At 59.3% G+C, this 25990-nt stretch carries 27 protein-coding genes and 1 tRNA gene; 13 read left to right on the top strand and 15 right to left on the bottom strand.

Annotation, left to right across the window (positions count from 1 at the left end):
- Positions 1 to 25 precede the first annotated feature (25 nt).
- The 12 genes from PY793_RS08575 to secA all read right to left on the bottom strand — a co-directional run bounded on the left by PY793_RS08575 (position 26) and on the right by secA (position 11622).
- Positions 26 to 871, bottom strand: coding sequence for a tol-pal system YbgF family protein (locus PY793_RS08575; RefSeq protein WP_408744690.1), 846 nt, complete (start codon positions 869 to 871; stop codon positions 26 to 28).
- 146 nt (positions 872 to 1017) lie between these two features.
- Positions 1018 to 1491, bottom strand: coding sequence for a peptidoglycan-associated lipoprotein Pal (pal, locus tag PY793_RS08570; RefSeq protein WP_086647072.1), 474 nt, complete (start codon positions 1489 to 1491; stop codon positions 1018 to 1020).
- Positions 1492 to 1810: 319 nt separating this feature from the next.
- A complete protein-coding gene (gene tolB, locus PY793_RS08565) occupies positions 1811 to 3175 on the bottom strand; it encodes a Tol-Pal system beta propeller repeat protein TolB (RefSeq protein WP_275177674.1) in 1365 nt (454 codons plus the stop codon).
- Between the two features lie 25 nt (positions 3176 to 3200).
- A complete protein-coding gene (locus tag PY793_RS08560; protein ID WP_275177673.1) occupies positions 3201 to 4208 on the bottom strand; it encodes an energy transducer TonB in 1008 nt (335 codons plus the stop codon).
- A gap of 32 nt (positions 4209 to 4240) precedes the next feature.
- Positions 4241 to 4672 (bottom strand): protein TolR, encoded by a 432-nt coding sequence (gene tolR / locus PY793_RS08555; protein WP_166115665.1) that lies wholly within the window; start codon positions 4670 to 4672, stop codon positions 4241 to 4243.
- Between the two features lie 2 nt (positions 4673 to 4674).
- Positions 4675 to 5415 (bottom strand): protein TolQ, encoded by a 741-nt coding sequence (gene tolQ, locus PY793_RS08550; RefSeq protein ID WP_025826892.1) that lies wholly within the window; start codon positions 5413 to 5415, stop codon positions 4675 to 4677.
- A gap of 97 nt (positions 5416 to 5512) precedes the next feature.
- Entirely contained in the window at positions 5513 to 5926 is a 414-nt protein-coding gene (gene ybgC / locus PY793_RS08545; protein WP_275177672.1) for a tol-pal system-associated acyl-CoA thioesterase, read from the bottom strand.
- Positions 5923 to 6999, bottom strand: coding sequence for a Holliday junction branch migration DNA helicase RuvB (gene ruvB / locus PY793_RS08540; protein WP_275177671.1), 1077 nt, complete (start codon positions 6997 to 6999; stop codon positions 5923 to 5925). Before ruvB ends, ybgC begins: the two co-directional genes overlap by 4 nt.
- Positions 6996 to 7604, bottom strand: coding sequence for a Holliday junction branch migration protein RuvA (gene ruvA, locus PY793_RS08535; protein WP_275177670.1), 609 nt, complete (start codon positions 7602 to 7604; stop codon positions 6996 to 6998). The genes ruvB and ruvA overlap by 4 nt, the downstream gene beginning before the upstream one ends.
- Positions 7601 to 8107 (bottom strand): crossover junction endodeoxyribonuclease RuvC, encoded by a 507-nt coding sequence (gene ruvC / locus PY793_RS08530; RefSeq protein WP_275177669.1) that lies wholly within the window; start codon positions 8105 to 8107, stop codon positions 7601 to 7603. Before ruvC ends, ruvA begins: the two co-directional genes overlap by 4 nt.
- Positions 8108 to 8109: 2 nt before the next feature.
- A complete protein-coding gene (locus PY793_RS08525) occupies positions 8110 to 8859 on the bottom strand; it encodes a YebC/PmpR family DNA-binding transcriptional regulator (protein WP_275177668.1) in 750 nt (249 codons plus the stop codon).
- A gap of 39 nt (positions 8860 to 8898) precedes the next feature.
- Entirely contained in the window at positions 8899 to 11622 is a 2724-nt protein-coding gene (gene secA / locus PY793_RS08520; RefSeq protein ID WP_275177667.1) for a preprotein translocase subunit SecA, read from the bottom strand.
- Between the two features lie 105 nt (positions 11623 to 11727).
- Between secA and PY793_RS08515 the strand changes: the two genes are divergently transcribed.
- The 5 genes from PY793_RS08515 to PY793_RS08495 all read left to right on the top strand — a co-directional run bounded on the left by PY793_RS08515 (position 11728) and on the right by PY793_RS08495 (position 18188).
- Positions 11728 to 12780: a peptidylprolyl isomerase gene (locus PY793_RS08515; RefSeq protein WP_275177724.1), complete on the top strand. Its 1053-nt coding sequence runs from the start codon at positions 11728 to 11730 to the stop codon at positions 12778 to 12780.
- Positions 12781 to 12864: 84 nt separating this feature from the next.
- Positions 12865 to 14112: a bifunctional glutamate N-acetyltransferase/amino-acid acetyltransferase ArgJ gene (gene argJ / locus PY793_RS08510; protein WP_275177666.1), complete on the top strand. Its 1248-nt coding sequence runs from the start codon at positions 12865 to 12867 to the stop codon at positions 14110 to 14112.
- Between the two features lie 56 nt (positions 14113 to 14168).
- Positions 14169 to 14825, top strand: coding sequence for an RDD family protein (locus tag PY793_RS08505; protein WP_275177665.1), 657 nt, complete (start codon positions 14169 to 14171; stop codon positions 14823 to 14825).
- Positions 14826 to 14960: 135 nt separating this feature from the next.
- Positions 14961 to 17423 (top strand): mechanosensitive ion channel domain-containing protein, encoded by a 2463-nt coding sequence (locus tag PY793_RS08500; RefSeq protein ID WP_275177664.1) that lies wholly within the window; start codon positions 14961 to 14963, stop codon positions 17421 to 17423.
- A 12-nt stretch (positions 17424 to 17435) separates the two neighbouring features.
- Positions 17436 to 18188, top strand: a complete 753-nt coding sequence (locus tag PY793_RS08495) for a 2OG-Fe dioxygenase family protein (protein ID WP_275177663.1) — start codon at positions 17436 to 17438, stop codon at positions 18186 to 18188.
- A 29-nt stretch (positions 18189 to 18217) separates the two neighbouring features.
- Here PY793_RS08495 and PY793_RS08490 read toward each other — a convergent pair whose 3' ends face one another.
- Positions 18218 to 18559, bottom strand: a complete 342-nt coding sequence (locus PY793_RS08490) for a hypothetical protein (RefSeq protein WP_275177662.1) — start codon at positions 18557 to 18559, stop codon at positions 18218 to 18220.
- A 174-nt stretch (positions 18560 to 18733) separates the two neighbouring features.
- Here PY793_RS08490 and PY793_RS08485 point away from each other — a divergent pair, with 174 nt between their 5' ends.
- The gene (locus PY793_RS08485) at positions 18734 to 19144 is read left to right on the top strand and encodes a hypothetical protein (protein ID WP_275177661.1); all 411 of its coding nucleotides are present in this window, start codon (positions 18734 to 18736) and stop codon (positions 19142 to 19144) included.
- Between the two features lie 72 nt (positions 19145 to 19216).
- Here the strand turns inward: PY793_RS08485 and PY793_RS08480 are convergent, their stop codons facing one another.
- Positions 19217 to 20131: a DnaJ C-terminal domain-containing protein gene (locus tag PY793_RS08480; RefSeq protein WP_275177660.1), complete on the bottom strand. Its 915-nt coding sequence runs from the start codon at positions 20129 to 20131 to the stop codon at positions 19217 to 19219.
- Between the two features lie 421 nt (positions 20132 to 20552).
- Between PY793_RS08480 and PY793_RS08475 the strand changes: the two genes are divergently transcribed.
- From PY793_RS08475 to PY793_RS08450, 6 genes are all read left to right on the top strand, one after another.
- Positions 20553 to 20843, top strand: a complete 291-nt coding sequence (locus PY793_RS08475) for an accessory factor UbiK family protein (RefSeq protein ID WP_275177659.1) — start codon at positions 20553 to 20555, stop codon at positions 20841 to 20843.
- A 62-nt stretch (positions 20844 to 20905) separates the two neighbouring features.
- Positions 20906 to 21406 (top strand): type III secretion system chaperone family protein, encoded by a 501-nt coding sequence (locus PY793_RS08470; RefSeq protein ID WP_275177658.1) that lies wholly within the window; start codon positions 20906 to 20908, stop codon positions 21404 to 21406.
- Between the two features lie 2 nt (positions 21407 to 21408).
- Positions 21409 to 22230 carry a pyrroline-5-carboxylate reductase gene (gene proC / locus PY793_RS08465; protein ID WP_275177657.1) on the top strand — a complete coding sequence of 274 codons (822 nt, stop codon included), beginning with the start codon at positions 21409 to 21411 and terminating at the stop codon, positions 22228 to 22230.
- A gap of 64 nt (positions 22231 to 22294) precedes the next feature.
- Positions 22295 to 22954, top strand: coding sequence for a TetR family transcriptional regulator (locus PY793_RS08460; protein ID WP_275177656.1), 660 nt, complete (start codon positions 22295 to 22297; stop codon positions 22952 to 22954).
- Positions 22955 to 23023: 69 nt separating this feature from the next.
- A tRNA-Gln gene (locus PY793_RS08455) sits at positions 23024 to 23098 on the top strand.
- Between the two features lie 135 nt (positions 23099 to 23233).
- Positions 23234 to 24475, top strand: coding sequence for an MFS transporter (locus tag PY793_RS08450; protein ID WP_275177655.1), 1242 nt, complete (start codon positions 23234 to 23236; stop codon positions 24473 to 24475).
- Between the two features lie 87 nt (positions 24476 to 24562).
- Here PY793_RS08450 and PY793_RS08445 read toward each other — a convergent pair whose 3' ends face one another.
- Complete coding sequence (locus PY793_RS08445) at positions 24563 to 24832, bottom strand: HU family DNA-binding protein (protein WP_025826862.1); 270 nt, start codon at positions 24830 to 24832, stop codon at positions 24563 to 24565.
- Between the two features lie 703 nt (positions 24833 to 25535).
- Between PY793_RS08445 and PY793_RS08440 the strand changes: the two genes are divergently transcribed.
- On the top strand, positions 25536 to 25988 hold the full coding sequence (locus PY793_RS08440) for an Ivy family c-type lysozyme inhibitor (protein ID WP_275177654.1): 453 nt from the start codon (positions 25536 to 25538) through the stop codon (positions 25986 to 25988).
- Positions 25989 to 25990: the final 2 nt, after the last annotated feature.

Genomic DNA, 25990 nt, shown 5'->3' with positions numbered 1-25990 from the left:
AGCACCTCCGGGTACTGTAACCCAATCAGTTACAGCCACCCTTGCGCCCGTATATTTCCGCCGCACGGGCCACGCGTGGTGCGGGGGACGGGAACTCGTTATTCAGCTTGCCCAGAGCTTCACACGCGGATTTTTTATCCCCCAGCGCCAGAAGCGTGGCTGTTACGCCCAGCAGGGCATCGGGTGCCCGAGCACTTTTGGGCGACTGGCGATACGCATCATAATACGCCACGGCAGACTGCCGGTACTGCTTCTGCCCGGCAAGGGACTGGGCCAGAAGGAACTGCGCATCCACCCTGAATGCTCCTTTGGCAGTTTTTAAAGCAGCCTCGGCGTTGTCGTGCGCGGTATCGTAATCCCGTTTCTGCAGAGCCGCCTTGCCTGCACTTAGCAGGGCATCAGGTGTATTGGAGCGCACCGCAGGCTCCGCAGGAGCAGCAGCAGGGGCGGCGCTACCCCCTGCACCAGCCTGTGCGGCAAACTGGCCATCCGCTACCTGCTTGGACAGAGCCGCTGTTTTTTGCTGGAGATCATTGGTGAGCTGGTCAATCTCGCCACGCATGTCGCGCTGCTGCTGCTCCAGCGTGCTGACCCGCTCCAGCAACTGGGATACCAGATCCCCATTCACAGCCGACGGCCCACCCGAAGAGGCAGATGGGGGAGGAAGAGCTCCACCCTCGCTCTGGGAAGCCTGCATCTGGCTCATAGCCTGCTTGAGGGCAAGAATCTGGTCCTGAAGGGCAATGCCTTCCCGGCTGGTAATATCCTGTGCATGGCCCATGGCGCTGGTTGTGCCCATAAGCACGGCCACCAGACCCGAAAGCACCAGACCATGGCGGACAACGCGTACTGCTTTAAGCCGGGACTTCATTGAAAACCTCACCCCATCGATAAGAAACGGGCAAGACTTCCATCATTCCGTCCTGCAAAACAAGACACGAAATACAAAACAGGCCGGGCTTGAGGGCCCGGCCTGTTCTGCTTGATCAGTCAGATTTCAGATAATGTCTGAAAATCTTACTTCACAGCCGTAATGGCGTTACGGTTCTGTGCCCATGCTTCTTCGGTGTCACCCAGAGCGGTGGGGCGATCTTTGCCGTAGGAGATGGTGGAGATGCGCGAAGAGGTCACGCCTTTTGCCACCAGATAGTCACGAGCGGCGTTTGCACGGCGCTGACCCAGAGCAATGTTGTATTCTTCAGTGCCGCGGTCATCGCAGTTGCCTGCAACTTCAACGTTCACCTGAGGATACTTTGCAAGCCAGTCAGCCTGCTTCTGCAGAGTGGTCTTGGCGTCAGCGCTCAGGCCGCTCTTGTTCAGGTCATAGAATACGCGGTCCCCCACGTTAGCGACCAGATCAGCTTCGCTGCCCGGCACCGGGCCAGACGGCTGAACAGCCGCGCCGGTGGAAGCACCCGTGTTTGCATTTTCGTGCGCACAGGCTGACAGAAGAGCAACCATACCAAGCGCAGCAACAACTTTCAGTCTCATGTGTCGGATCCTGAGAATTAGCCTTAGGGCTATTCGGAGAAAAAGAAGTTAATAACCTTGTATCTCCGCGTATTCTTCTGCTCCCCTCCGAACCCTTCGAAGAGCCGACGAATTTTGGAGACCATTCCGCCGTAAGCCATAGCTTATGCGGCCGGTCAAGCATGTTCTCTGTTTCTCATACCAGCCATACCTTGACTGATACCCAAACAACACACCCCGGCCCCGTGCATGATAGTCCAAAACTACGGAATTATAAAGAAAATTACGGCGGAATTATGAAAACTTCTCCCGCCCCAGCGCCGGGCGGGAGAATAATCCTTCACCCGTTCAGGGGGGACCATGCGGGATCGGATGCCCCTTCTGGCGTAGGAATGACGCGGTCATTGAAGCCCGTAATATCGACCATGCCGATAATGGAGCTGAATCCGCTCCCCCCCGCGCCGGCGCGGCTCTGGCGGCAATAGGCCAGCACGCGCCCATTGGGGCAGAAGCTCGGACTTTCCACCGTAAAGCCCTGGGTCATGATCCGCTCACCCGTGCCATCAGGCTGCATGACCCCGAGCGAGAACATGCCACCTGCAATACGGGTAAAGGCGATCAGGTCCCCACGGGGGGACCATACGGGGTCACCATAAGTGCCCTGCCCGTAGGAAACCCGCTGCGCGTTCCCCCCGCCTGCTGGCATGATGTAAAGCTGCGGGCTGCCACCACGGTCGGAGTTGAATACGATCTGCGAGCCATCCGGGTTGTAGCACGGGCTGGTGTCAATCGCGCCCGAAGCCGTAAGCTGCCTGCGCGCACCCGAAGCCAGATCAACCGAATACAGGTCCGACCCACCATTGCGGGTCACGGACAGCAGGACCGTGCGCCCATCGGGCGAGAAGCGTGGCGCGAACGAAATCCCCTGAAAATCACCCAGAATCTGCTGCCGACCGGTATTGAGATCAAACAGATACACCCGCGGCCGGTTATTGGCGTAGGACATGAAGGCGACCTGGTCCTTGACGGGGCTGAAGCGGGGCGTCAGCGTCAGCCAGTTACCCGCCGTGAGCATGCGGGCATTGGCACCATCCTGGTCCATGACGGCCAGTCGGGTACGCTGGCGCCCACGCGGGCCAGAACGGGAAATAAAGGCGATACGGGTATCAAAATACCCTTTTTCACCCAACATCCGCTCGTAAATCACATCACCCACAATATGGGCGATACGCCGCCAGTTGGCGGAGGATGTTGTGTAGGCTGTCCCCTGAATCTGCTGCTGGCTCAGCACATCCCACAGCCGGATTTCCACCCGCACGGATGCGCCACTCCCCGTAACACTCCCCGTAACCTGCGCATGCGCGCCAAGGCCCTTGGCGGTGGCAAAGTCGGGCTTGGCGGCAGCGGACGAACCGGGAATAACCTTGAACAGGCCCGTGTTGTTCAGGTCGTTGGTCAGCACCTCGGCCATCTGCTGGCCAAGCCCCCCACCAAAATCAGGAATGATAATGGGAATGGGGGCCGTACGGGCCTGATCCACCGTAATTTCCGCCTCCGGTGCGGCCGTGGCGGCAAAAGCGGCCAGCGGAGTGGCCAGAATGCCCCCTGCGGCAACGCTCGCGCCAAGCAGGGTACGGCGGCGCAGCGCGCCCACCAGAGCATCTGCTTCCTGATCGGAAATAAGAGGCCGGGTACTCATCAGCATGTGTTTTCCTCCGTGTGGCCTGCTTTTAAGGCCTGAAGACAAATTTGAGTTGTCGGGGCTGCCCAAGAAGCTCCCTTGGAATCGGCAGTTTGGCGCATGTGGGGTTTAACACGGCCGCGCGGGCACGCTCGGCCAGAGCACGGTAGGACGCGTCCGCGTCCATGCGCGCCTGTGTTTCAGGGGCGAACTGCACAATACGTGCCTCACCCACTGCATCCACGGTTACAACCAGATGGGCCACAAAACTGGCATAGTCCTTGGCCGCTGTATCCTCCGAATAGCAACGGCGGACGGATGCCCCAATGGCCTTTTGCTGCCCAACGCTCAGGCTGCCCGTAATGTTACTGCCAACGGGTGAACCACCCCCGTTAGGTGCCCCCCCGGCCAGCGGGTTGGCCCGCGCCTTGGGTGCGTGTGTCTGCTTCTGGTCCGAACGGAAGGTATCCAGCGTTTCCAGCAGTGAATGGGTATCCGGCTCGCTCTTTCTGGCCTTGTTGGGCTGCGTAAGATGCGAGGGCACCACCACATCGGGCAGCGTATCCGTCTGCTGCGTCATGGGGGATGGTGGCGCCACACTGGTGGACGGCTTGAGCGGCGCAGGGGGGGACGGGGGTGTCTTGACCGCCTCTGGCGAGGGTTCCTCCGCCTTGGGAGGCAGGGGTACGTCGGGCAGCGGCTCAGCCTCCGCCTGGGGCGGGGGCGGCACAGCCTGGGGCGGGGGCGGCGGGGGCGGGGGCTCCTCGTTCGGCACGTTCTTGGGCGGCTCGGGCGTGGGGGGGGCATCCTGCACGGCGGGAGCGGGCGGACGCGGCTCTTCCGCAGGCTTTTCAGCCTTGGCGGAGGGGCCTCCATCCTGCGCGTCTGATGGCTCGAACTCCATCTCGACCGTGGGCTGTGGCGGTTCTTCCGGCGGCTTTGGCGGCGGCAGGGAGATCAGCAGCGCCACAAGTGCTGCGATATGCGCCGCACCTGACACATAAAGAGACCGCCTGAGCAGAAGCTGATCAGACCGGCGTGGCCGTGCCATAGGCATCGTGTTCGTACCTCTCCACCCGACCGGATGGCTTATTGCCCGGAGCTGGCGGGTTGCTGCGCCAGCAGAGCCACATGTGTAAATCCACCTGCGGTAATCTGACCCATGACCTGCATGACCTGCCCATAATCAATATGGGCATCGCCACGCACAAAAATGCGGTGCTCGGAGTCATTATTCGCCGCCGCCTTGAGCTGGGCCACAAGCTGGTCCGCCGTCACCGGCGCATCCCCCAGAAAAAGGGACCCGTCCGCCTTGATGGAGACCGTAATCGGCTTGGTGTCCGAGTTTACGGGCCGGGCATCAGTTTTGGGCAGGTCAACATTCACACCGCTGGTCATCATGGGGGATGTGACCATGAAGATGATCAGCAGCACCAGCATGACATCGACCATAGGCGTTACGTTAATATCGGCCATCGGACGCCTGCGGCGGCGTCCGCTTCCACCAGACGACATAGCCATGCTCAGACCCTTTCTTCAGACTGGCGGGAGAGAATGGCGGCAAATTCGGTGCCAAATCCTTCCAGACGGTCCTCGAACAGGTCCATGCTGTTACTGATTACGTTGTAGGCCACATAAGCGGGTATGGCGGTCAGCAGGCCAATGGCGGTAGCAAACAGCGCTTCGGAAATACCGGGCGCCACAACGCTCAGATTGGTGTTGTGCTCCGCGGCAATGGAACTGAAGGAATGCATGATCCCCCACACCGTGCCAAACAGCCCCACAAACGGCGCGACCGGCCCCACGGTTGCCAGAAAAATCACCCAGCGGCGCAGACGATCCATCTCACGCGTAATGGTAATGCCAATGGCGCGGTCCACCCGCTCCTTAACGCCGCCACGCACCAGATCCACACCCGGAATGCGGGCCGAACGCCGCCACTCCCCCATGGCCGCGCCAAACACGGCGGCCATCGGACTTACGGGCTTTGCGCCATCGCTTTCGTACAGGTCATCAAGGCTGCCCCCGGACCAGAACCGGTCCTCAAACCCCGAAGCCGCGCGGTTGATCCGCCGGATTGTTACAAACTTGTCGATAATAATAGCCCAGACCATAATGGAGCACAAAAGCAGCCCCAGCATAACCAGCTTGACCACAAGCGAGGCGTTCATAAACAACGCCCAAACCGACAGGTCTCCCGCCGCGCTTACGCCGAGATTTGCCGCATCAACCGCACGATCCAATAATGCCTCCTGCCTCTGCACCCGTTGCGGGCCACCAGTCTCCGACTCGGGCGAGATTCCTCACGGCCCAACACTGCTGCTTCTTACTGTTTTCCGTAAAAAAGCAGAAGAGGCGCTTTTAGTCCTTTGGTGCCAGCCGGGTAAGAAGATCATGCCATGAAGGCGGAAATCGGGCAGGACGCCCATCTGCCGCGCGGACACATGCCAGACCCACATCCACCTCGGCCGCAACGTCGGCCCCACGGGTGACAATCTGTTCCAGCCGGCAGCTTGCGGCCCGCAGGGATGTCAGCCGTGTTGTAACGGTCAGCACATCATCCAGCCGCAGAGGCATACGGTAAGTCAGTCTGGCGTCATGCACCACAAAGACAAGCCCGTAATCATGCAAAAGGCCCGAGGCAGGCATACCGCAACTGCGAATGGCCTCGGTTCTCGCCCGCTCGGCAAAAGCCAGATACCGGGCATGGTACACTATGCCCCCTGCATCCGTATCTTCATAATAAACGCGAAAATCTATGGAATGGCTGCTCATGGAGCTTCCTCATCATCCGCCAGAAAATCCATCTGGGGGCCAGCCGTGTTTTCGGGCCGGGGTGGGGGCGTCAAGCCAAGATGCCGCCAGCCGCGTTCGCCCAGTACGCGGCCACGGCTTGTGCGCAGGACCAGCCCTTCCTGAATAAGAAAAGGCTCGATCACATCTTCCAGCGTATCACGCGATTCGGCCAGAGCAGCGGCCAGTGTTTCCACCCCCACGGGGCCACCGTGGTGATACTCTGCTATGCGTCGCAGGTAACGCCGGTCCATACCGTCCAGCCCCAGACCGTCCACTTCCAGCCGGGTCAGGGCGGCATCCGCCACTTCCACCTCGACCACCTGCCCTTCAGGCACGGAAAGGGAAGCAAAATCACGCACCCTGCGCAGCAGCCGCCCCGCAATACGGGGGGTCCCCCGCGAGCGACGCGCAATTTCCATGGCCCCACCGGCAGACAGAGCAAAACCCAGCTTGTCCGCCCCGCGCGCCACAATACGCGCAAGTTCCTCCGGCGTATAAAACACCAGACGGAGCGGAATGCCAAAGCGGTCACGCAAAGGTGTCGCCAGCAGCCCTGCACGGGTTGTGGCGGCCACCAGTGTAAAGGGGGGCAGATCAATCCGCACGGAACGGGCAGCCGGGCCTTCGCCAATAATCAGGTCAAGCTGGAAATCCTCCATGGCAGGGTAGAGAATTTCCTCAATCGCGGGCTGAAGACGATGGATTTCATCAATAAACAGCACATCCCGCGGTTGCAGGTTGGTCAGAATAGCCGCCAGATCACCCGCCCGCTGGATCACGGGGCCGGATGTCGCACGGAACCCCACCCCCAGTTCGCGCGCCACAATCTGGGCCAGTGTGGTTTTGCCCAGCCCCGGCGGGCCATGCAGCAGCACATGGTCCAGCGCCTCCCCCCGGTTGCGGGCAGCGTGAATAAAAACAGACAGGTTTTCGCGGCTGGCCTGCTGCCCTGTAAAGTCGGACAGGGTTTGTGGCCGTAAAGCCGCCTCGCCCGCATCCTCGCCCTGTCGGGTCGCATCAATCTCTCGCTCAGGGGTAAACTCCGGGCTCATCGCGCCAGGTCTTTCAGACTGTCACGCAGCACCGTATCCAGCGTAGCCTCTGGCCCACTGGCCTCCATAATACGGCGTACAACGGGAGCAGCCTCCATACGACGGAAACCCAGACCTGCCAGCGCCATAAGGGCATCGGCTTCCATACTGCCAACGGGGGTTGCCATGACCGGCACACTAAAACCGCCCTTGCTGCCAGGCATTTTGCCTGCCTTGTCACGCAGTTCTGTCAATATCCGCTCGGCCAGCCGTGCACCCACACCCGGTGCACGCATAAGGGTGGCCTTGTCCGCCGTAGTCAGGGCTGCCACCAGATCGCTCGCGGACAGGACTGACAAAATCCCCAGCGCCACCTTGGCTCCAACCCCCTGCACACCCGTAAGCAGGCGAAACCACTCACGCTCCGCACTTTCAGAAAAACCGTAGAGCAGGATGGCATCCTCACGCACCACGGTTTCAATCAGAATCCGGGCTTTTTCAGGCGGGTTGGGCAGAGCGGCCAGAGTGCGGCTGGATGCTGCGACCAGATAGCCCACGCCGTTCACATCCACCACAAAGCTGCCCAGTTCCACCTGAATGACAAGTCCGCATAAAAACGCAATCATGCCATGCGCACTCCGGCTGCAATATGGCGGGCACTGGCCCTGTGGTGGGCATGGCAGATGGCCACAGCCAGCGCATCGGACGCATCCGCCCGTATGACTTCCACCCCCGGCAGGAGCCTGCGCACCATCATTTCCACCTGTTTTTTATCTGCCGAACCAGTGCCAACCACCGCTTTCTTGACCGCAAGCGCGCCGTACTCGGCCACACCCAGCCCGGCAAGGGCCGGAGCCAGAAGGGCCACGCCACGAGCATAGCCCAGCTTGAGCGTGGCTGCCCCGTTACGGTTGACGTAGGTTTCCTCCACCGCCGCTTCCGCAGGCTGGAGGCGTTCTATCAGCCAGTGCAGGTTATCGTGCAAAACCTTCAGCCTGTCTGGCACGCTCTCAGCACTATTGGTGGCGATCACGCCATTTTCCACATGCCGGAGCCTGTTGCCCTCAACATCAATCACGCCCCACCCTGTAAAGCGCAGGCCGGGATCAATGCCAAGCAGACGGACCACAATCAGGCCGACAGTTTTTCCGCCAGATCATCCGGCAGGTCAAAGTTGGCATAAACGTTCTGGACGTCATCATTATCTTCCAGAACATCAAGGAACTTGAACAGGCTCTGGGCCTTTTCCTCATCCAGTGTCACGGTGTTTTCAGGCCGCCAGTCCAGCTTGCCACTTTCGGCCTCGCCAAACCGGGCCTCCAGCGCATCCTTGACGGCAAAAAAAGATTCGACCTCACATGTGATCTCATGCCCGGCTTCGGTCGAAACCACGTTTTCGGCCCCCGCCTCAATAGCAGCTTCAAGCATGTCATCTTCCGAAGCAACGGATACAGGATAGGTCATGACCCCAAGCCTGCGGAACATGAAAGAGACGGAATTGGTTTCCCCCATGGAGCCACCACTTTTGGAAAATGCCGCACGGACTTCCGAGGCGGTACGGTTACGGTTGTCCGTCAGGGCTTCCACAATCACCGCCACACCTGCTGGACCGTAACCTTCGTAGCGCATTTCCACGTAGTCATCGCCACCAGCGCCACCCGATGCCTTTTTGATCGCACGCTCAATGGTGTCCTTGGGCATGTTCACATCACGCGCGGCAACAATGGCGGCACGCAGGCGCGGGTTGGAGTGGGGGTCGGGCAGGCCGGAGCGTGTGGCCACGGTCAGCTCACGAATGATCTTGCCAAACTGCTTGGCGCGTCTGGCGTCCTGCGCACCCTTGCGGTGCATGATGTTCTTGAACTGGGAATGACCAGCCATATTCCTTACCTTACCTGTCCTGCCACCGGGTGGGCCAATTCAGCCTAGCTGCCCGTGGCAATGCTTGTATTTTCTGCCCGACCCGCATGGGCACAGCGCATTGCGGGGGGTCTCCCCCCAGCTTGACGGATCATCCGGCATAATGGCGCTGCCCCCGATGGGCACGGCCATTTCCGGTGTGGCACCCGGCGTAAGCCCGGTACCCGGTTCCGAGGCATACCCTGCAACTCCGGGGTCGGCATGAATGGCCGCCGTGTCCGCAAAGGGGTCTTCCATCGGTGGAGGAGAGACCTCCACATGCGCCATGAGCGATGCTACGCGCTGGCGCATTTCCTCAAGCATGAAAGTGAAGAGCTGGAAGGCTTCATGCTTGTATTCATTCAGCGGATCTTTCTGCCCATAAGCACGCAGGCCAATGCCCTGACGGAGCTGGTCCAGCGCATGCAGATGCTCCTTCCAGACCGCGTCATACGTTGTCAGCAGGATCTGCTTTTCAATAAACCGCATCAGGTCGGGGCCAATATTGGCAGCCCGCGCGGCCTGGGACTGGGTGACCGCCTGACTGATCCGCTCGGCCACGCTCTCGGCGTCCATACCGTCTTCACGCGCCCAGTCGGCAACTGGCAGATCAAGGCCGAACGTTTTGTGCACCTGCTGGGTCAGCCCCTCAACATCCCATTGCTCGGCAAAGGATTTTTCGGGAATGTGACGTGCAACCAGCATATCGATCACATCGTCCTGCGCATCGGCCACAATTGCAGACACGTCATCCTGCGCCATGAACTCGCGGCGCTGGGCATACACTTCCTTCCGCTGGTCATTCATCACGTCATCATATTTGAGCGTGTTCTTACGCATGTCGAAGTTGCGGGACTCGACCTTTTTCTGCGCCCGTTCCAGCGCCTTGCTCAGCCACGGATGCACAATGGCCTCGCCTTCCTGCATGCCCATCTTCTGGAACATGCTGCCCATGCGATCCGAGCCGAAAATCCGCATCAGGTCATCCTGAAGCGAGATAAAGAACTTGGAGTTCCCCGGATCACCCTGCCGCCCGGCGCGGCCACGGAGCTGGTTGTCGATCCGGCGGCTTTCATGCCGTTCCGTGCCAATCACATACAGGCCACCGGCCTCGCGCACCGTAGCGTGGTCGCGGACTACGCGATCGCGGATTTCCTGCTCCACCGCCGCACGTTCAGACGTGTCTTCCATATCGCCAAGCTGCTGGGCGATCAGCATATCCACATTACCGCCGAGTTTGATGTCCGTCCCACGGCCAGCCATGTTGGTGGCGATGGTAATGGACCCCGGCGCACCAGCCTGCGCCACAATCTTGGCCTCCATTTCATGGAAGCGGGCATTGAGCACGTGGTGGGGAATGTTCTCGCGCTTGAGCAGCGCGGACAGGGCCTCGCTCTTCTCGATCGAGGTCGTGCCCACCAGAATGGGCTGCTGGCGCTGATGCACCTCGTTGATCAGCTTGACAACGGCGGCAAATTTTTCCGCCTCGGTCAGATAGACCTCGTCATCCTCATCCTTGCGGGCTACAGGCCGGTTGGTGGGAATGGCCACCACATCCAGATTATAGATTTCGGCAAATTCGTCGGCTTCGGTCATGGCCGTGCCGGTCATGCCCGAAAGACGGGGATAAAGGCGGAAAAAATTCTGGAAGGTAATGGAGGCCAGCGTCTGGTTTTCCTGCTGGACTTCCACGTGTTCCTTGGCTTCGAGCGCCTGATGCAGACCATCGGAATACCGGCGGCCTTCCATCATGCGGCCGGTGAATTCGTCAATAATCACAACCTTGCCGTCACGCACGATGTAATCCACATCACGTGCAAACAGGGTGTGTGCACGCAGGGACTGCATGACATGGTGCACAACGGCCACGTGGTGCAGGTCATACAGCCCGCCCTCGTCAAGCACGCCTTCCTCACGCAGCAGCAGTTCCACCGCATCCGACCCGGCATCGGTCAGGATGACCGTGCGGAATTTTTCATCTTTTTCGTATGCGGTTTCGTCCTGCACAAGCCGGGCGACAACGCTATCCACCGAGCGGTACAGGTCAGAACTGTCTTCCGCCGGGCCGGAAATAATGAGCGGAGTCCGTGCCTCGTCAATCAGAATCGAGTCCACCTCATCCACAATGGCGTGGTGGAAGGGCCGCTGAACCATTTCGTTCAGCTGGTACTTCATGTTGTCGCGCAGGTAGTCGAACCCGAACTCGTTGTTCGTGCCGTAGGTAATGTCGGCCGCGTAGGCCTGACGCCGCTGCTCATCGGGCATGTTGGGCACGATAACGCCCGTGGTCAGCCCCAGAAATGTGTAAAGCTGCCCCATTTCCGCCGCATCGCGCGAGGCAAGGTAGTCATTGACCGTAACCACATGCACACCCTTGCCGGAAAGGGCGCTCAGATACACAGCCAGCGTTGCCACCAGCGTTTTACCTTCCCCCGTGCGCATTTCCGCAATGCGGCCGGAGTGCAGGACCATGCCGCCGATCAACTGCACATCAAAGTGACGCATGCCCAGCACACGGCGCGATGCCTCACGCGTGACGGCAAAGGCCTCGGGCAGCAGGTCATCCAGCGTGGCTCCTTTGGCCAGCCGGTCCCTGAACTCTATGGTTTTGGCTGCCAGGGCAGCATCATCCAGAGCCTGAATCTGAGGCTCCAGTGCGTTAATTTCCGACACACGGCGCTGGAATGCCTTGAGCGTCCGGTCATTGGCTGTGCCGAACAGGGCGCGGACGAAGCGTGAAAGCATGAACACCTTTCCAGAACAGTGCGGCCTTGCCCCCTCCTCCCTGCATCATCCCGCAAAAATAATGCGGGGCAGGGCGAAAGACACAGGCGTTTTGCGTGGCTTGCCCTGCAAAATAGGACCGGGCAGGGGTTCGGTCAACCAAGCTTGCTGTTCAAGCCCCATATCAGAGCGAAACAGGGGTTGCGGGGGCGGGTAGCCTCCTTCATACATAACGAACTGTTTTTACCGGCTTTAAGGTTTTATCCTATGCGGTTTATTCCCTACGCGTTCGGGTTGGCAGCCACTGCCCTGCTCGGTTCTTCCATGCTGTGCGCTCCCTCCTTTGCCGCAGCACCTGCACCGGCCGCCTCCACGGCGCCCGCACAGCCCACGGACCCGAACACGGTTGTGGCCACTGTGAATGGTGAAAAAATCACCGTTGCCGATGTGCAGAACGCCATGACCACCATGCCGCCGCAGATGCGCCAGCTTCCCACCTCCCTGATCTACCCCATGCTGGTCAACCAGCTGGCAGACCAGAAGGCCATCCTGATTGCAGCGCAGAAGGAAGGGCTGAACAAAAAGCCCGATACCCAGAAGCTGATGCAGACGGCAGCGGACAACGCACTCCAGAATGCATGGCTGTCCCAGCAGGTGATGCCCCACCTGTCCGATGACTCCATCAAGCAGTATTATAACGAAAACTACGTGGGCAAACCCGCCGAGCAGGAAGTTCACGCACGCCATATTCTGGTCAAGACCGAAGCCGAAGCCAACGATGTGATCAAAAAGCTGCAAGGTGGCGCAGACTTTGGCAAGCTGGCAGCCGAAGTCTCGACCGACAAGGGCAGCGCCGCACAGAATGGTGGCGACCTTGGCTGGTTTAAAAAGGGCGACATGATCCCCGCCTTCTCCGATGCAGCCTTCGCCATGAAGAAGGGTGAGATCAGCACCAAACCCGTGCAGAGCCAGTATGGCTTCCACGTTATTCAGGTGCTGGACACACGCACGGACCCGACCCCCACGCTCGAAGCGGTGCACGACAAGATCCGTCAGGCCCTGATCCAGAAATACGTGCGTCAGGCCGTGGAAAAAGCCGCAGCCGGGGTCAAGATCGTGCGCTTTGACCCCACCACGGGCAAGCCGCTGGCCGATACGCCCGCAGCACCTAAAAAATAAGATACTCAAACCGGCAACAGCCCCGGCCCGCTCCAGACTGTTCTGTAGTGGACCGGGGCTGACATCTACCAAGGATACCGCCAGATGGCGCAGTCTCTCCCCGTTTCTCCCCTTGCCCAGCCAATGCCTGAGCTTGGCATTGTTCGTGGGGTAAGGCTTGGCGCCATTGCAGCGGGTATTCGCTACAAGGGCCGGACCGATCTGGTGCTGGCCGAATTTACACCCGGCACCACAGTTGCCGGTGTGTTTACCAAATCCAAATGCCCCGGCGCGCCAGTGGACTGGTGCCGCGCCATTCTGCCCGGCGGACAGGCCCGCGCACTGGTCGTCAATGCTGGTAACGCTAACGTGTTCACCGGTCGCGCAGGCCGCCAGACATGCGAAGCCACGGCACAGGCCGCAGCCAAAGTGGCAGGCTGTTCACCCGATACGGTCTACCTGGCCTCCACCGGGGTTATTGGGGAAATCCTGCCCGCCGAGCGCATTACCACCGCCCTGCCTGCCCTGCATGCCACCCTGTCCGAGACCGGGTGGGAAGCTGCTGCGCGCGGGATCATGACCACGGATACCTTCCCCAAGGCGGCTATCCGTAAAACGCAGATCAACGGCACAGAGGTGGTTATTCAGGGCATGGCCAAAGGCAGCGGCATGGTCGCACCTGACATGGCCACCATGCTGTCTTTTGTCGCAACGGATGCAGCCCTGCCAGCCTCCGTGCTGCAAACCCTGCTGGGAACAGGGGTCAAAACCACCTTCAACTGCATTACGGTCGATTCCGACACGTCCACCTCCGACATGGTTCTGTTCTTTGCCACCGGTGCAGCAGGCAACGCCCCCGTGGCCGATACGGTGGACGCCCTGCACGACCCCGCTCTGAGCGACTTCAGAACCGCACTGAATGACCTGCTGCGTGAACTCGCCCTGCTGGTCATCCGTGATGGCGAGGGGGCGACCAAACTCATGAGCATTACGGTCAGCGGAGCCGTATCTGACGAATCCGCCTGGCGTGTGGCCATGGCCATTGGCAACTCCCCACTCGTCAAGACCGCCATTGCCGGTGAAGACGCCAACTGGGGCCGTGTGGTCATGGCTGTTGGCAAATGTGGCGAACCTGCCGACCGAGACACGCTGAGCGTGTCCATTGGTGGCGTCTGCATTGCCCGTGATGGCACCGTAACCGAAGGGTATGACGAAACACCCGTGGTGGCCCATATGAAGGGGCAGGAAATTGATATTGCGGTTGACCTGGGACTTGGTCAGGGTACGGCCCGTACATGGAGCTGTGACCTGACACACGGCTATATCGACATCAACGGCTCTTACCGTAGCTGAGTGTTCCGTTTTTTACAGATGATCTGCCTTTTCTTGGCACACCAGGGAGCCTGACCATGTCCAGCATTACGCCTCCGCCCGGCTGGGGCGCTACACCGCAACCTGCCGGGTCCGGTGCATGGAACACACCACCGCAGCAGCAGCCCGATGTATGGGTTTACGCAGGGTTCTGGTGGCGTGTCTGGGCATTTTTGGTTGATGCGGTCATCCTGAGCACGGCCGAATGTATTCTCAGCCTGTTTTTTGGCCCAAAAATTAACGTGGACTGGGAAGAACTGTCCATTCCCGACGCATCCAGCCAGACGGTGGATGTGGTTAACATCACAGCAACATCGCTCCCGCATGCAAACCCGGTTTCCGTCCTGATCCCGCATCTGCACGCGGGGGCGGAATGGCATACGTTTGGCATTGTACTCAGCCTCCTGCCCATGGTGTACTGCGTCATGTTCGAAGCCTCATCATTCCGGGCGACACCGGGCAAGCGGCTGTTCGGGCTGGAGGTGGTCTCACTTCAGGGGGAGCAGATTTCTCATCTGCGCGCGCTGCTGCGATTTGTCATCAAGGCATTCCTGTCCTTCCCCCTGCTTTATATCGGGGTGCTGATGGTGGCATTCACACAGCGCAAACAGGGGTTGCATGACATGATTGCAGGCACATTGGTCCTGCGCCACACAAAACCCGCGCAGATTGCCCCTTTTCCACCCCACGCCTAAGCTCATTCCCCTGCCTGAATAACAGTTGCGCCGGTTGCCGGTCTTGATACCGCCTGATTTGCCTCCTACCCTGCAGGCAGCATCAGGCGCGTAGCGCAAAACCCCCAGACCGTTCAGCAAAGGACAGGGCAGGTCATGACCGCACAAAGCCGGGATCGTTTTTTTGTTTTTTCCTGGATTTTCAAAAGCTGCCTTCTACTCCTGCTTGGCTGGAGCTTGCTCCCCACCGAGCGCGCTCTGGCTGACAGCCCTGCCACCGTGCAGGCAGGCGGACTAAGCCAGCAGGATGCCCAGCAACTGCTGGACGTGCTGAACGACCCCCAAAAGCGCGCCGAATTTTCCCGAACACTTACCCTTATGGCCAAAGGGCTGCCCACAGCCCCGAGCAGTGCCGCCTCTACCACCACACCTGCGGTCATAGATAATTCCGTGCACTCGGAACTCGATAATCTGGGCAACACGGCTACCGAGTATGTAGACAACTTTACCAGTCTGTTTACCGATCTGGGCTCTGTTGGCACATGGTTCCGCCACGAGGTACAATCCCCCCGGTCCCGCCAGTCCCTGCTGGATTCCTTTGGCCGCGCCCTGCTGATTATTGCCCTTGCCCTTGTGGGCGAGCGGGCAACCAGCATTGGCCTGCGCAGGCCCCTGACTTCGGTCAAGAAAATGGCCGAAGCGCGCGAGGTCCGGCAGGCGGAAGCCCAGACCATAAGCAACGACACGCCCCCCGAAACCGCAGCAGTGGCCGATGCGGACGCAGACACACCCACAGATGCAGACACAACCCAGACGCGCGAAAAAGACCAGCGCCGTGGGAACGAGGTGCTCCGCTACCTTGTGCGCATTCCCTACAACGCCATGCACTTCCTGCTCAAACTGCTGCCCGTAGGGGTGTGCCTGCTGCTTGGCTATCTGGGCGCGGAATTTCTGACCTCCACCGATCAGGCCCGTACGGTGGCACTCACGCTGGTTAACGCCTACGCCATTGCCCGTGGCCTTTATCTGGTTATCGAGACCATTCTGGTCCCACACTCCCCCGCCATCCGCCTGCTGCCCATGCCAGATGACACGGCCCGGCTGCTGACCCGGTGGTGGAACGTACTGGTGGCAGCGCCTTCCATTGTCATCTGCTTGTCCATTCTGGGGCGGGAGTTTGATCTGGATACCCGCGGGGTAGAAGCCATGATGCGCGGCGTGGTGCTGGTCGAACACCTGCTGATCGCCGCCTTCATCTGGCGTATCCGCCATATTGTGGCCCGCGCACTCCAGCCCTCTCCGGGGTTGCGCAAAAATGCCCTATGGGCGTTTGCAGGCACGCTGGCCAAACTATGGTGGGTGCCGGTCATTTTTCTGGACATGGCATTGTGGTTTGTCTGGGCGGCCCACCTGAAGGGGGGGTACCAGTGGATTCTGCATGGCACACTGCTGAACCTTTTATGCCTGATTATCTCCCGCATCCTCGCGCTGCTGGTGTACGGGTTACAGGACCGACTGTTCCGCGTTGGACCGGAGTTGCAGGCCCAGTACCCTGACCTGCAAAAACGGGCGGATTTTTACTACCCGTTTGTACGCAAGATCATAACCGTCGCCATTATCCTGACCACCGCGATCTGTGTTGCGCAAAGCTGGAGTATTCCCACCTTTGACTTCTTTCTCCACTCGGCCCTTGGGCTGCGCCTGATCGGAGCCGCAGCCTGCCTGCTGATCGGCATGACCATTGCCGCTATGGCGTGGGAGACGGTGAACAGTATGCTGAACAAGCAGATATCGCGCTATTCGGCCAGCGCGCAGGAAGCGCGGGCGGCAAGACTGCGCACCGTACTGCCCATTATCCGCACGGTGCTGCTGACCGTGATCATTATTTTTGTTGCGGTCACCACCCTCTCGCAGATCGGGATCAATGTGACACCACTGCTGACGGGCGCGGGTATTCTGGGTGTCGGCCTGTCCTTTGGTTCGCAAAGTCTTGTCAAAGACGTGATCACCGGCTTTTTCATGCTGGCCGAAGACGCCATTCAGGTGGGAGACTGGGTGACGACAGGTGGCATCGCCGGTACGGTTGAACACCTCTCCATCCGTACCCTGCGTGTCCGGTCGTTTGACGGAGACCTGCATATCATTCCGTTCTCCTCCGTAACCTCCATTGCCAACACAGCACGCGGCTTTAACCAGATTATTGTGCGCCAGACACTGGATCTGAGCGAAGACACGGGCAAGGTCGTCAAGATCATGCAAAAAACCATTGAAGACATGCGTAAGGAAGATACCTTCCGCCCCATCATCTTCTCTGATTATACCGATCTGGGTGTGGATAATTCGGATGGGAACGGCGCAGTGCTGGTAGGTATTATCAAAACCGCACCGATGATGAAGTGGAAGGTCCAGCGCGAATTCTATCGCCGTATTGCCCTGCGCATGGCAGCCGCTGGCGTCAAGTTCTATACCTCCACCAGCTACTCCACCACACCACCCAACGTACCCCTGCATATGGCGCTCGACGCCATGCCCTCCATGCTGCAAGGTAGCCCTGCGGCCACCACCCCGGCCAGAACCGAGCAGCAGCCACCGGCTGCTCCGCTCAAAGCCGACAAATAAGAGGCCCACCCCATGTCCGAGCCTATTTTTGCGACCACCCTTGCGGGCACGATTATCCAAAGCCTGGAAACGCCTCTGGCAGAAGACGGGTTCGCCTTCCTTCAGGCGCAGGCCATGCAGGCCGTGCTGGAGGCCGGGGGGCTGCGGGGATGGGAGGATTTTGCCGCAAGCTGGAACGATCTGGGCGTGGACCGCTACATGGCCGATGGCGGGCGCTACCGGCGCAGGCGCTATGCCACGTTCTCGCTGACCCAGAATGCTGTAACGCGCAAACCACACCAGCCCCACTACCAGAGCAGGGACTACAATACCCTGAATGGCGGCGTGGAGCGCTGGTTCAAGCCCGTGCTGCCCGCCCTTGGCGAGCACCCGGCACTGATGGCCATATTACGGCTGGCTCTGCGCGTGGTCACGGATATGACCCCCGCAGAACGCAGGCCTAATGCGTGGCATACGGAAATACACCAGTTCCGTATTGAAGCCCGGCCAGATGCGCTCGGCCACCCAACACCTGAAGGCCTGCACCGTGATGGCGTGGACTGGGTTTTTGTCGTGATGGTCCGGCGGGAGAACGTGGCGCAGGGGGAAACATCCATCCACGACCTCAGTCACAAACAGATTGGCAGCTTTACCCTGACCAACCCCATGGACACAGCCGTTGTCAACGACAACAGGGTTTACCATGGCGTAACCCCCGTACAGCCTGTGGACCCCAGCCGCCCGGCTTACCGCGATGTTCTGGTGGTGACCCTCCGCCACGAATAGCGGAACAGCAGCCCCGGACCGAAGCGGATTTAATACCCTGCGTAATAAATGGCGTGCAGCCCAAGGGCTACAAAGCAGATAACAAAAGCCAGCGCGCCCCCCATCTGGGAAAATTCCTTGAATGTCATCCCCACGTCACTGGCAGGGGGTACAACGGGGTTCTGGACCGGAACCGGGGTGTCTGGCCGGGAGGCAGGCAGCACATGCACCGGCTCACTCAGCGCCTCGTGTGTTTGCGTGTGCACCGTGGCGTTACCGGGCAGGGCGGAAGGTACCCCGTCTACCTGCTGCGGAGCTTGTAATGCAGAAGTCTGCCCATCGTGCAGAGGAGTGGCTCCGTCAACACTGCCTTGTGTTTCCTGTTCACTCATGATGCTGTTCTCCACGTGGTTATCATGCAGACCGAAAAGGATCCTGTTTTTTTGGTCCTGTCATAGGGGTTCGTCAAGCCGTTCAGGGTATCTGCCCCACGCAGCCAGCACTGGACGGCACCCGACCGGACACGCCACATAAACCGGACCTGATTTTTTGCTATGGAAGCAGACATGAAACATATTCTTCTTTGTTCCGTCATGCTGGGGCTGGCAACAGCTCCCGCAATGGCCGCTCCCCACACAGCAGCTCCTGCACCCGCACCCACGGCTGCAGCCACTTACCCCATGACCACCTTTATGGGCTCATGGACCGTGCGGGCCGAAGTGCCAGCCTTTACGGTTGCTGGTAACAAGGCCGTGGGCCCCGCCGCGCGGCTTTTGGTCAATGTGCCCGAAGTCTACGCCGCCAATATTGGCGAAAGCCGCTTCAGCCTTGCCCAGAAAACCGGTTCATCCTGGTCTGGCACCCAGAATGGCACCACCATGACCATGACCCTGATCTCCCCCAATGCCGGGCATATCCTGATCACCAACACAAACGGACATCAGGTGGACGTCCCCCTATACCGCAACGACCCCTAAGCCACCAACCGGCCTGCGGGTCTGCTGCTTCCCCTCCCACGCGCGTTGACGTGTGGAAGGGGTACGCATGCCTTATGCGTTCACCGCGCTCTGTGGCGTCCAGTCCTTTAGAAACGCCTCCAGTGCGGCGTCAACCTTGCCAACCCTGACCTCCAGCCGCACGTAAAGATTCCCCGCATCCTTGCCACCATGAGCCTGCACACCCTTGCCGCGCAGACGCAGCACGGTACCGGTATCGGACCCGGCTGGCACGTTCATCTTAACCGTACCTGTAGGTGTTGGCACCATAATGGGGCCACCCAGCACTGCGGTTTTCAGGTCCACGGGCAGGGTTTCACGCAGGTCGGAGCCTTCTCGCGTAAAGATGGCATCGGGCAGTACGGTCACCGTAATCAGCGCATCCCCTGCCGGACCGCCCTGCACACCAGGCATCCCCTTGCCGCGCAGACGCAGAACCTTGCCATCCTCCATACCAGGGGGGATACGCACATCCAGCGTTGCGCCATCCGGCAGGTTCACACGCGACGTAGCGCCATTAACCGCATCCAGAAAGCTGACATTCAGCGCAAACGACCTGTCTGCCCCCTTGCGCGGGCCAGCACGGCGCGCACGGGCACCCCCGCCAAACATACCGCCGAACAGGTCGCTCAGGTCTTCTTCCTGAAAACCGCCCATGCCAGCACCACCGGGACGGAACCCGCCTGCACCGCCAAAACCACCGCCGCCAAAGCCGCCAGCTCCAAAACCGGGGTGGCGTTCCTGCCCCGAAGCATCAATCTCGCCCCGGTCAAAACGCGCGCGCTTGTCCGCATCGGACAAAAGATCATTGGCCTGATTAAGGGCCTTGAATTCCTCTTCAGCCTTTTTATCGCCGGGATTAAGGTCCGGATGATATTTTTTGGCCAGCTTGCGGTACGCCTTGCGGATGTCATCCTGACTGGCTGTTTTGGCAATACCTAATACTGAATACGGATCGCGATCACTCATGCAGCCGTCCCTTCCCCCATCCTGTTACCATTACCGGGCCGCATCCTGCGCCGCCCACAGCCAGTCGCCGCCCCAGGGCGTGCGTTCAGGCGGGGGGTGCAAAAAGCCTCCGCCAAGACTGTTGTCATTATAATCTTGTCTCCATACCACACTACACGCCTGCCCAAAGTGTGTTGGCTGCGCGCACCGTTTTTGCAACTGTTACCCCTAATAATGGGAACGAGACCCCAAGCGGTCAATGGAAGACAGGAGAAAGCCCCCTGTGCGTCCGACAGATAAACTGCTCCACAAAAATGGAAACCGGAGCATGGCCTCTGTCCGGCTGGACCTTTATTCTTTATAAAGTCGGAACCATAAGAGCGCTACGCCAGACAGCAACAGGCTGCTGGTCGCTCATAACGGATTGATTGGAGACCCCCGCATGGCTGACAAACCGCGCTTTTTTGACGATCTTGCAGGTGTTGCCGGAGGTGCTGTATCCGCACTGACCGGTGTGCGTGAGGAAATGAACGCCATTATCCGCAGCCGGGTGGACGAAGTGCTGACCAGCCTGCAGGTTGTCCGCCGTGAAGAATTTGAAGTCATGCGCGAACTGGCAGCGCAGGCCCGCATTGGCCAGGAAGAGGCCGAACGCCGCCTGGCCGCACTGGAAACACGGGTAAACGCGCTGGAACAGCACCTGACCGGCAGCCACAAGGGCGGCGCGCACTAATTACGGTCGCGCGCGCTCTTTTTCCCGTTTTTGTTTTTGACCGCAGGCACGGGAGTCATGCCATGCCAGCCCTGACAACCGGCTCCACCACCCCACCCACCAACCCGCTGGACCTGATGGAACAGGTCATTGCCGGGCATGGGTGGACCTTTGACCGCTGCACCCCGACCGAAATGGCGGCTGAAGCCCCGGCCCGATGGTGCGACTACGGGTTATTTTTTTCGTGGTCGGCAGAACTGGGCACCATTCTGTTCACCTGCGCCTTTGACCTGCGCGTAAGCCCGGATATGCGGCTGGCCCTGTACGAGCTGATCGGGCTTGCCAACGAGCAGGTATGGGTCGGCCACTTTAGCGTCGATACGGAAGATGGGGTGCTGCTGTTCCGCCACGCCCTGCTCCTGCGGGGCACGGAAACCGCAACCGACATTTTTGAAGACATGATCGACATCGCTCTGGCCGAGTGCGAACGGTTTTATCCGGCCCTGCGCTTTTTCCTGACCGGTGGGCTGAATGCGGCAGATGCGCTGGCCTCGGCCATGCTGGACTGCCATGGAGAGGCATGAACATGACTGAGCATTTTCCTCTTCCCTCCATCCTGCTTGTCGGATGCGGCAAAATGGGTGGCGCCATGCTTGAGGGCTGGCTCAAGGCCGGGCTGGCCCCCTCCGTCATTATTGACCGCCACCTTGCAGACCTGCCCGCCCCCCACAAGGTGGTGCAGAGCATACAGGATGTTCCCGCCAGCTTTACACCGGACATCATTATTGTCGCGGTCAAACCGCAAAAGGCCAACCCCGTGCTGGCCGAACTGGCCCAGCGCTTTGGGCAGGCAACGCTGCTTTCGGTCATGGCGGGGCGTACCATTGCCAGCCTGCATGCAACCTGCGTGCAGGCCAATCCACAGGCCAACCCGGTTATTATCCGCTCCATGCCCAACACACCCTGCGCGCTGGGGGCCGGTATGAGCGGGCTATACGCCCCCCCCCATGCTACAGTGGAACAGAAATCCCAGTGTAACGCCCTGCTCTCCGCCGTGGGGGAAACCGTATGGGTAGCTGAGGAAGAACTGATCGACTCCGTTGCCGCCATTTCCGGCAGTGGCCCGGCCTATGTGTTTTTAATGGCCGAACTGCTGGAAAAAGCAGGCGTGGAACAGGGCCTACCCGCCGCTGTTGCCCGCAAGCTGGCCCGCGGCACCCTGTATGGCGCAGGCTGCATGCTGCACACACTCCCGACCGATGCCGAAGAACTGCGCCGCAACGTAACCAGCCCCGGCGGCACCACGGCTGAAGCCCTGAAGGTCATGATGGCCCCGCAGGCATGGCCCGCAACCACCTCCGCCGCCATTGCCGCTGCCGTGCACCGCGCCAGAGAACTGGCCAGCTAAGGCTTCCCGCCTTGCCAGCACCATTCCGCCAAACCATTTACCGCTCATGCGACAGGTCTTTGATATGGATAATGATGACTTTGACACAGCCCTTGTCTCGGCTGCCCTGACACTGGCCCAGAACCGGGGCTGGGGTTCCGTAACCGTGCTGGCTGCAGCGCGCGAGGCGGGGTTGCCCCTGCCTGAAGCCCGGCGCCGCTTTCCCCTCAAGGCCAGTATCCTGCTCCGCCTTGGCCGCATGGCCGATGATGTGGCTTTAGCAGACGACATGCTCTGTGGCACTGTACGCGAGCGGCTGTTTGACCTGCTTATGCGCAGGCTCGATGTGTTCCAGCAGTATCGTGGTGGGTTGCAGTCTGTTTTGCGCACCCTGCCCATGGACCCGGCCCTGACCCTGCTGCTCGGAGGGGCTACGGTGGAAAGCATGCACTGGATGGCCGATGCCGCAGGCGTAAACGCCAATGGCGTGTCTGGCTTTGTACGCGTGAACATGCTGGTGGCCGTATGGACCCACACCCTGCGCGTCTGGGAAAAAGACGAAAGCCCCGATATGGGCAGCACCATGGCCGCTCTTGATCAGGCTTTGGACAGGGCCGGGCGCTTTGGCCTGTTCCCCACCGAAGCGGATACAGACACCCATCAGGGCGGGCTGGCTGATCTGGATGATGTGGCAGACATGGATGCAAGCTTTACGCAGAGCACAATATCGGCCCCGTGCAACTGATTTTACAACAAGCGGCCTTTACGACCGAACCCTGTTTGGCTTAAAAGGGGCGCAGGCAGTTCAGGCCATTGGGGCGTAGCCAAGCGGTAAGGCAGCGGATTTTGATTCCGCCATGCGGAGGTTCGAATCCTCCCGCCCCAGCCAGAACCCGTTCCCCCCTCCGACAAAGCAGTGGTTGCAGCCCTTCCCCGTCCTGTGGAAGGGTACGGTTGTCCTATCTGTTCCACCACACGCCATGGCCCCCGCACCAAGCGGAGCCATAACACAGCAGTTTTTGCCATGCCCGATGCCCCCGCTCCTTCATCACCCCTTTTGCGCCACCCCGGTCTGGTTGCTGTTATTGGCGCACGGGCCCTGTCTGCCTTTGCCGGGCAGGTGCAGGCCGTAGCCGTTGGCTGGCAGGTTTACGCACTGACCCATAGTGCGGCGGCTCTGGGGTTTGTGGGGCTGGCGCAGTTCCTGCCCATGGTGGCGTTTATCTTCCCTGCCGGGCATGCAGCGGACCAGCATAACCGCCAGCGTATTGTGGTAACCTGCCAGACCATAGAGTTACTGGCCGCAGCGTTCATGGCCTATGCCTCTTTTACACACCAGTTGAGCGCCACCATGATTTACGGACTGGTCGCCCTGTTTGGCACCTGCAAGGCGTTTGAAATGCCTGCCCAACAGACCTTTCTACCCTCTATTGTGCCGCCAGCCCTGTTCCCCCGGGCCACAGCCCTCTCTTCCTCCCTGTTTCAGGTCGCAAGCATTGCCGGGCCATCCCTTGGCGGGCTTTTATACGGTCTGGGTGCGGGGGTATGTTATACGCTCTGCGCGATCAGCTTTGCCGTAGCGGCACTGGCCACCTGGTCCATGGTCATCACAAGCCCGTCCCGACCACGGCAGCCCGCCACTCTGGCCGCTGTTTTTGGCGGCATTGCCTTCCTGCGGCGCAAACCCACCATGCTAGGTGCAATCTCACTGGATCTGTTTGCCGTCCTTTTGGGCGGGGCCACGGCCATGCTGCCTATTTTTGCCACGGATATTCTGCATGCCGGGCCATGGGGGCTTGGGCTGCTGCGGTCTGCCCCCGCTATTGGAGCCCTGCTTGTTGCTGCGGTTCTGGCCCGCCACCCACTGGGCCGCCACGCCGGACGGTGGATGTTTGCCTCCGTAGCCGTTTTTGGCGTGGCTACCATTCTGTTCGGTTTTTCCCACTCCATAGCCGTATCCGTACTTATGCTGGCCATTCTGGGCGGGGCGGATGTGGTGAGTGTTATGGTGCGTGGTGCGCTGGTCCAGCTTGGCACTCCGGACGAAATGCGTGGCCGTGTCTCTGCCGTGAATATGCTTTTTATCGGGTCATCCAACCAGTTGGGCGAATTTGAAAGCGGAATGCTGGCCGCTGTTATGGGCCCAGTTGCCGCCGTTGTGCTGGGGGGTATTGGCACACTGATTGTAACGGGCATATGGATGGGCCTGTTCCCCGGTCTGCGCAAACTGGACAGGCTGGAAGATATTACAACCGATACAGTATAAATCTGGAACAATAAAAAAAAGCCGCACCAGAAAACCGGTGCGGCTCCTTGCATGACCGGCCCTAAAAGGCCGGTAACGCTTTACCCGTCAGACAGCTTTTTTAAGATTGGGGCTGGCTTTAAACCGTACCGTTTTACCAGCCTTAACCTTGACCGGCTCACCCGTGCGGGGGTTGAGCGCCTTACGGGCCTTGGTTTTGCGGACTGTAAACGTGCCGAAGGACGGAAGGGTAAACCCACCCTCACGCTTGAGTTCAACAACAATGGCATCAATAAGGTCATTCGCAGCCTGATTGGCGGCAACCCCTGTGCAATTGATTGAATCCTGAATCACTGCTGCAATAAAGGCCTTGCTCATGGAGTTACTGGCTCCCTTTCAGACAGAATTTTTGTACATGACAATTATTGAACGAATATGCCTAAAAGGCTTTAACGGCTTGTAATCATATTTCTCAAAAATTACCAACATAAAAAATATATCTTTTTTCGATTCCTGCCGATGGGAACAGCAGAAACAGAATCTGTGTCTTTACAGACACACACATCTTCCCCGTCAGGTAGCACGGGGGACTGGCCCTGCATACCGCAAAAACCATGCCACTCTTTCTAACTGTTAGCACGCCTCTTTATAATATTACATAATTCCTAACTCTAAATAGTGTGACAATTTACAGAACATATCCAATGATTCCGATCATTTCTTGTCCGGACAAAAGCAACGTTCCCGGCCCTGCGCGACAACCAGACTGCCGCAGTTTTTTCTCCAGATGAGACATTTTTTGAAAATACTGTTTATAAAAATAAAATTTCCATATTCAGTTCCGTAATCAACCCGCAGAACAGCCAATTTTGCAAACCTGCGCCTGTATCCTTTTTGCCAGAAATGCACCCGATGTCCTGTTATTCCCGGATATTCCGGTTTTACTGCATGATGCAAAAAAACAGCCTTTCGGTTTATTGCCTTTATTTGATCATAAGACAGGTATATCCTGAGCCGTAAGCCAAATACAGCCCGGTTATGATGCTGTTATTGCGGCAAACAGGGTTCATGAGGTGCAACCATGCGTTTTTTCCTCTTTTTACTGTCTGCTCTTGGTCTGGCAACGCCTGCTCTGGCTGCGGACCTGCCCGTTACTGCGGACTTTGCCGCACAGCCAGCCTTCGCTCCCGCGTACCACGCCATGAGCACTCTCCCCCCCTGGGTATCGCAGTTAAAGGCGACCTCGGTCCCGGTTGAAAAAACAAATATTGATGGCAAACCCTATCTGCTGGGTCATCTGTGCAAACCCCATGACTGTGCGGACTACCAGATGGAAGTCCTGTTTACCCCTGATGGCCATAAGGCGTGGGGTTTCTTATCCGTTGTGACCCATGGTGCATTGTACCAGATGCCACTGGGTGACCCCTCCGCCCCCATTCTGGCAGCACTCAGAGCTGCTTACACAACCAACAACCCCGAACATCCCGGCTGCAATGGTCTTGCCGCTGGAAAAACAGACCTGCCAACCCCATAACG

Source organism: Acetobacter fabarum, from assembly GCF_029069195.1.
In the GTDB taxonomy this organism is placed as follows: domain Bacteria; phylum Pseudomonadota; class Alphaproteobacteria; order Acetobacterales; family Acetobacteraceae; genus Acetobacter; species Acetobacter fabarum_A.
Note: the sequence above shows the minus strand (reverse complement) of the source record. Positions and strands in the feature narration are given on the sequence as shown.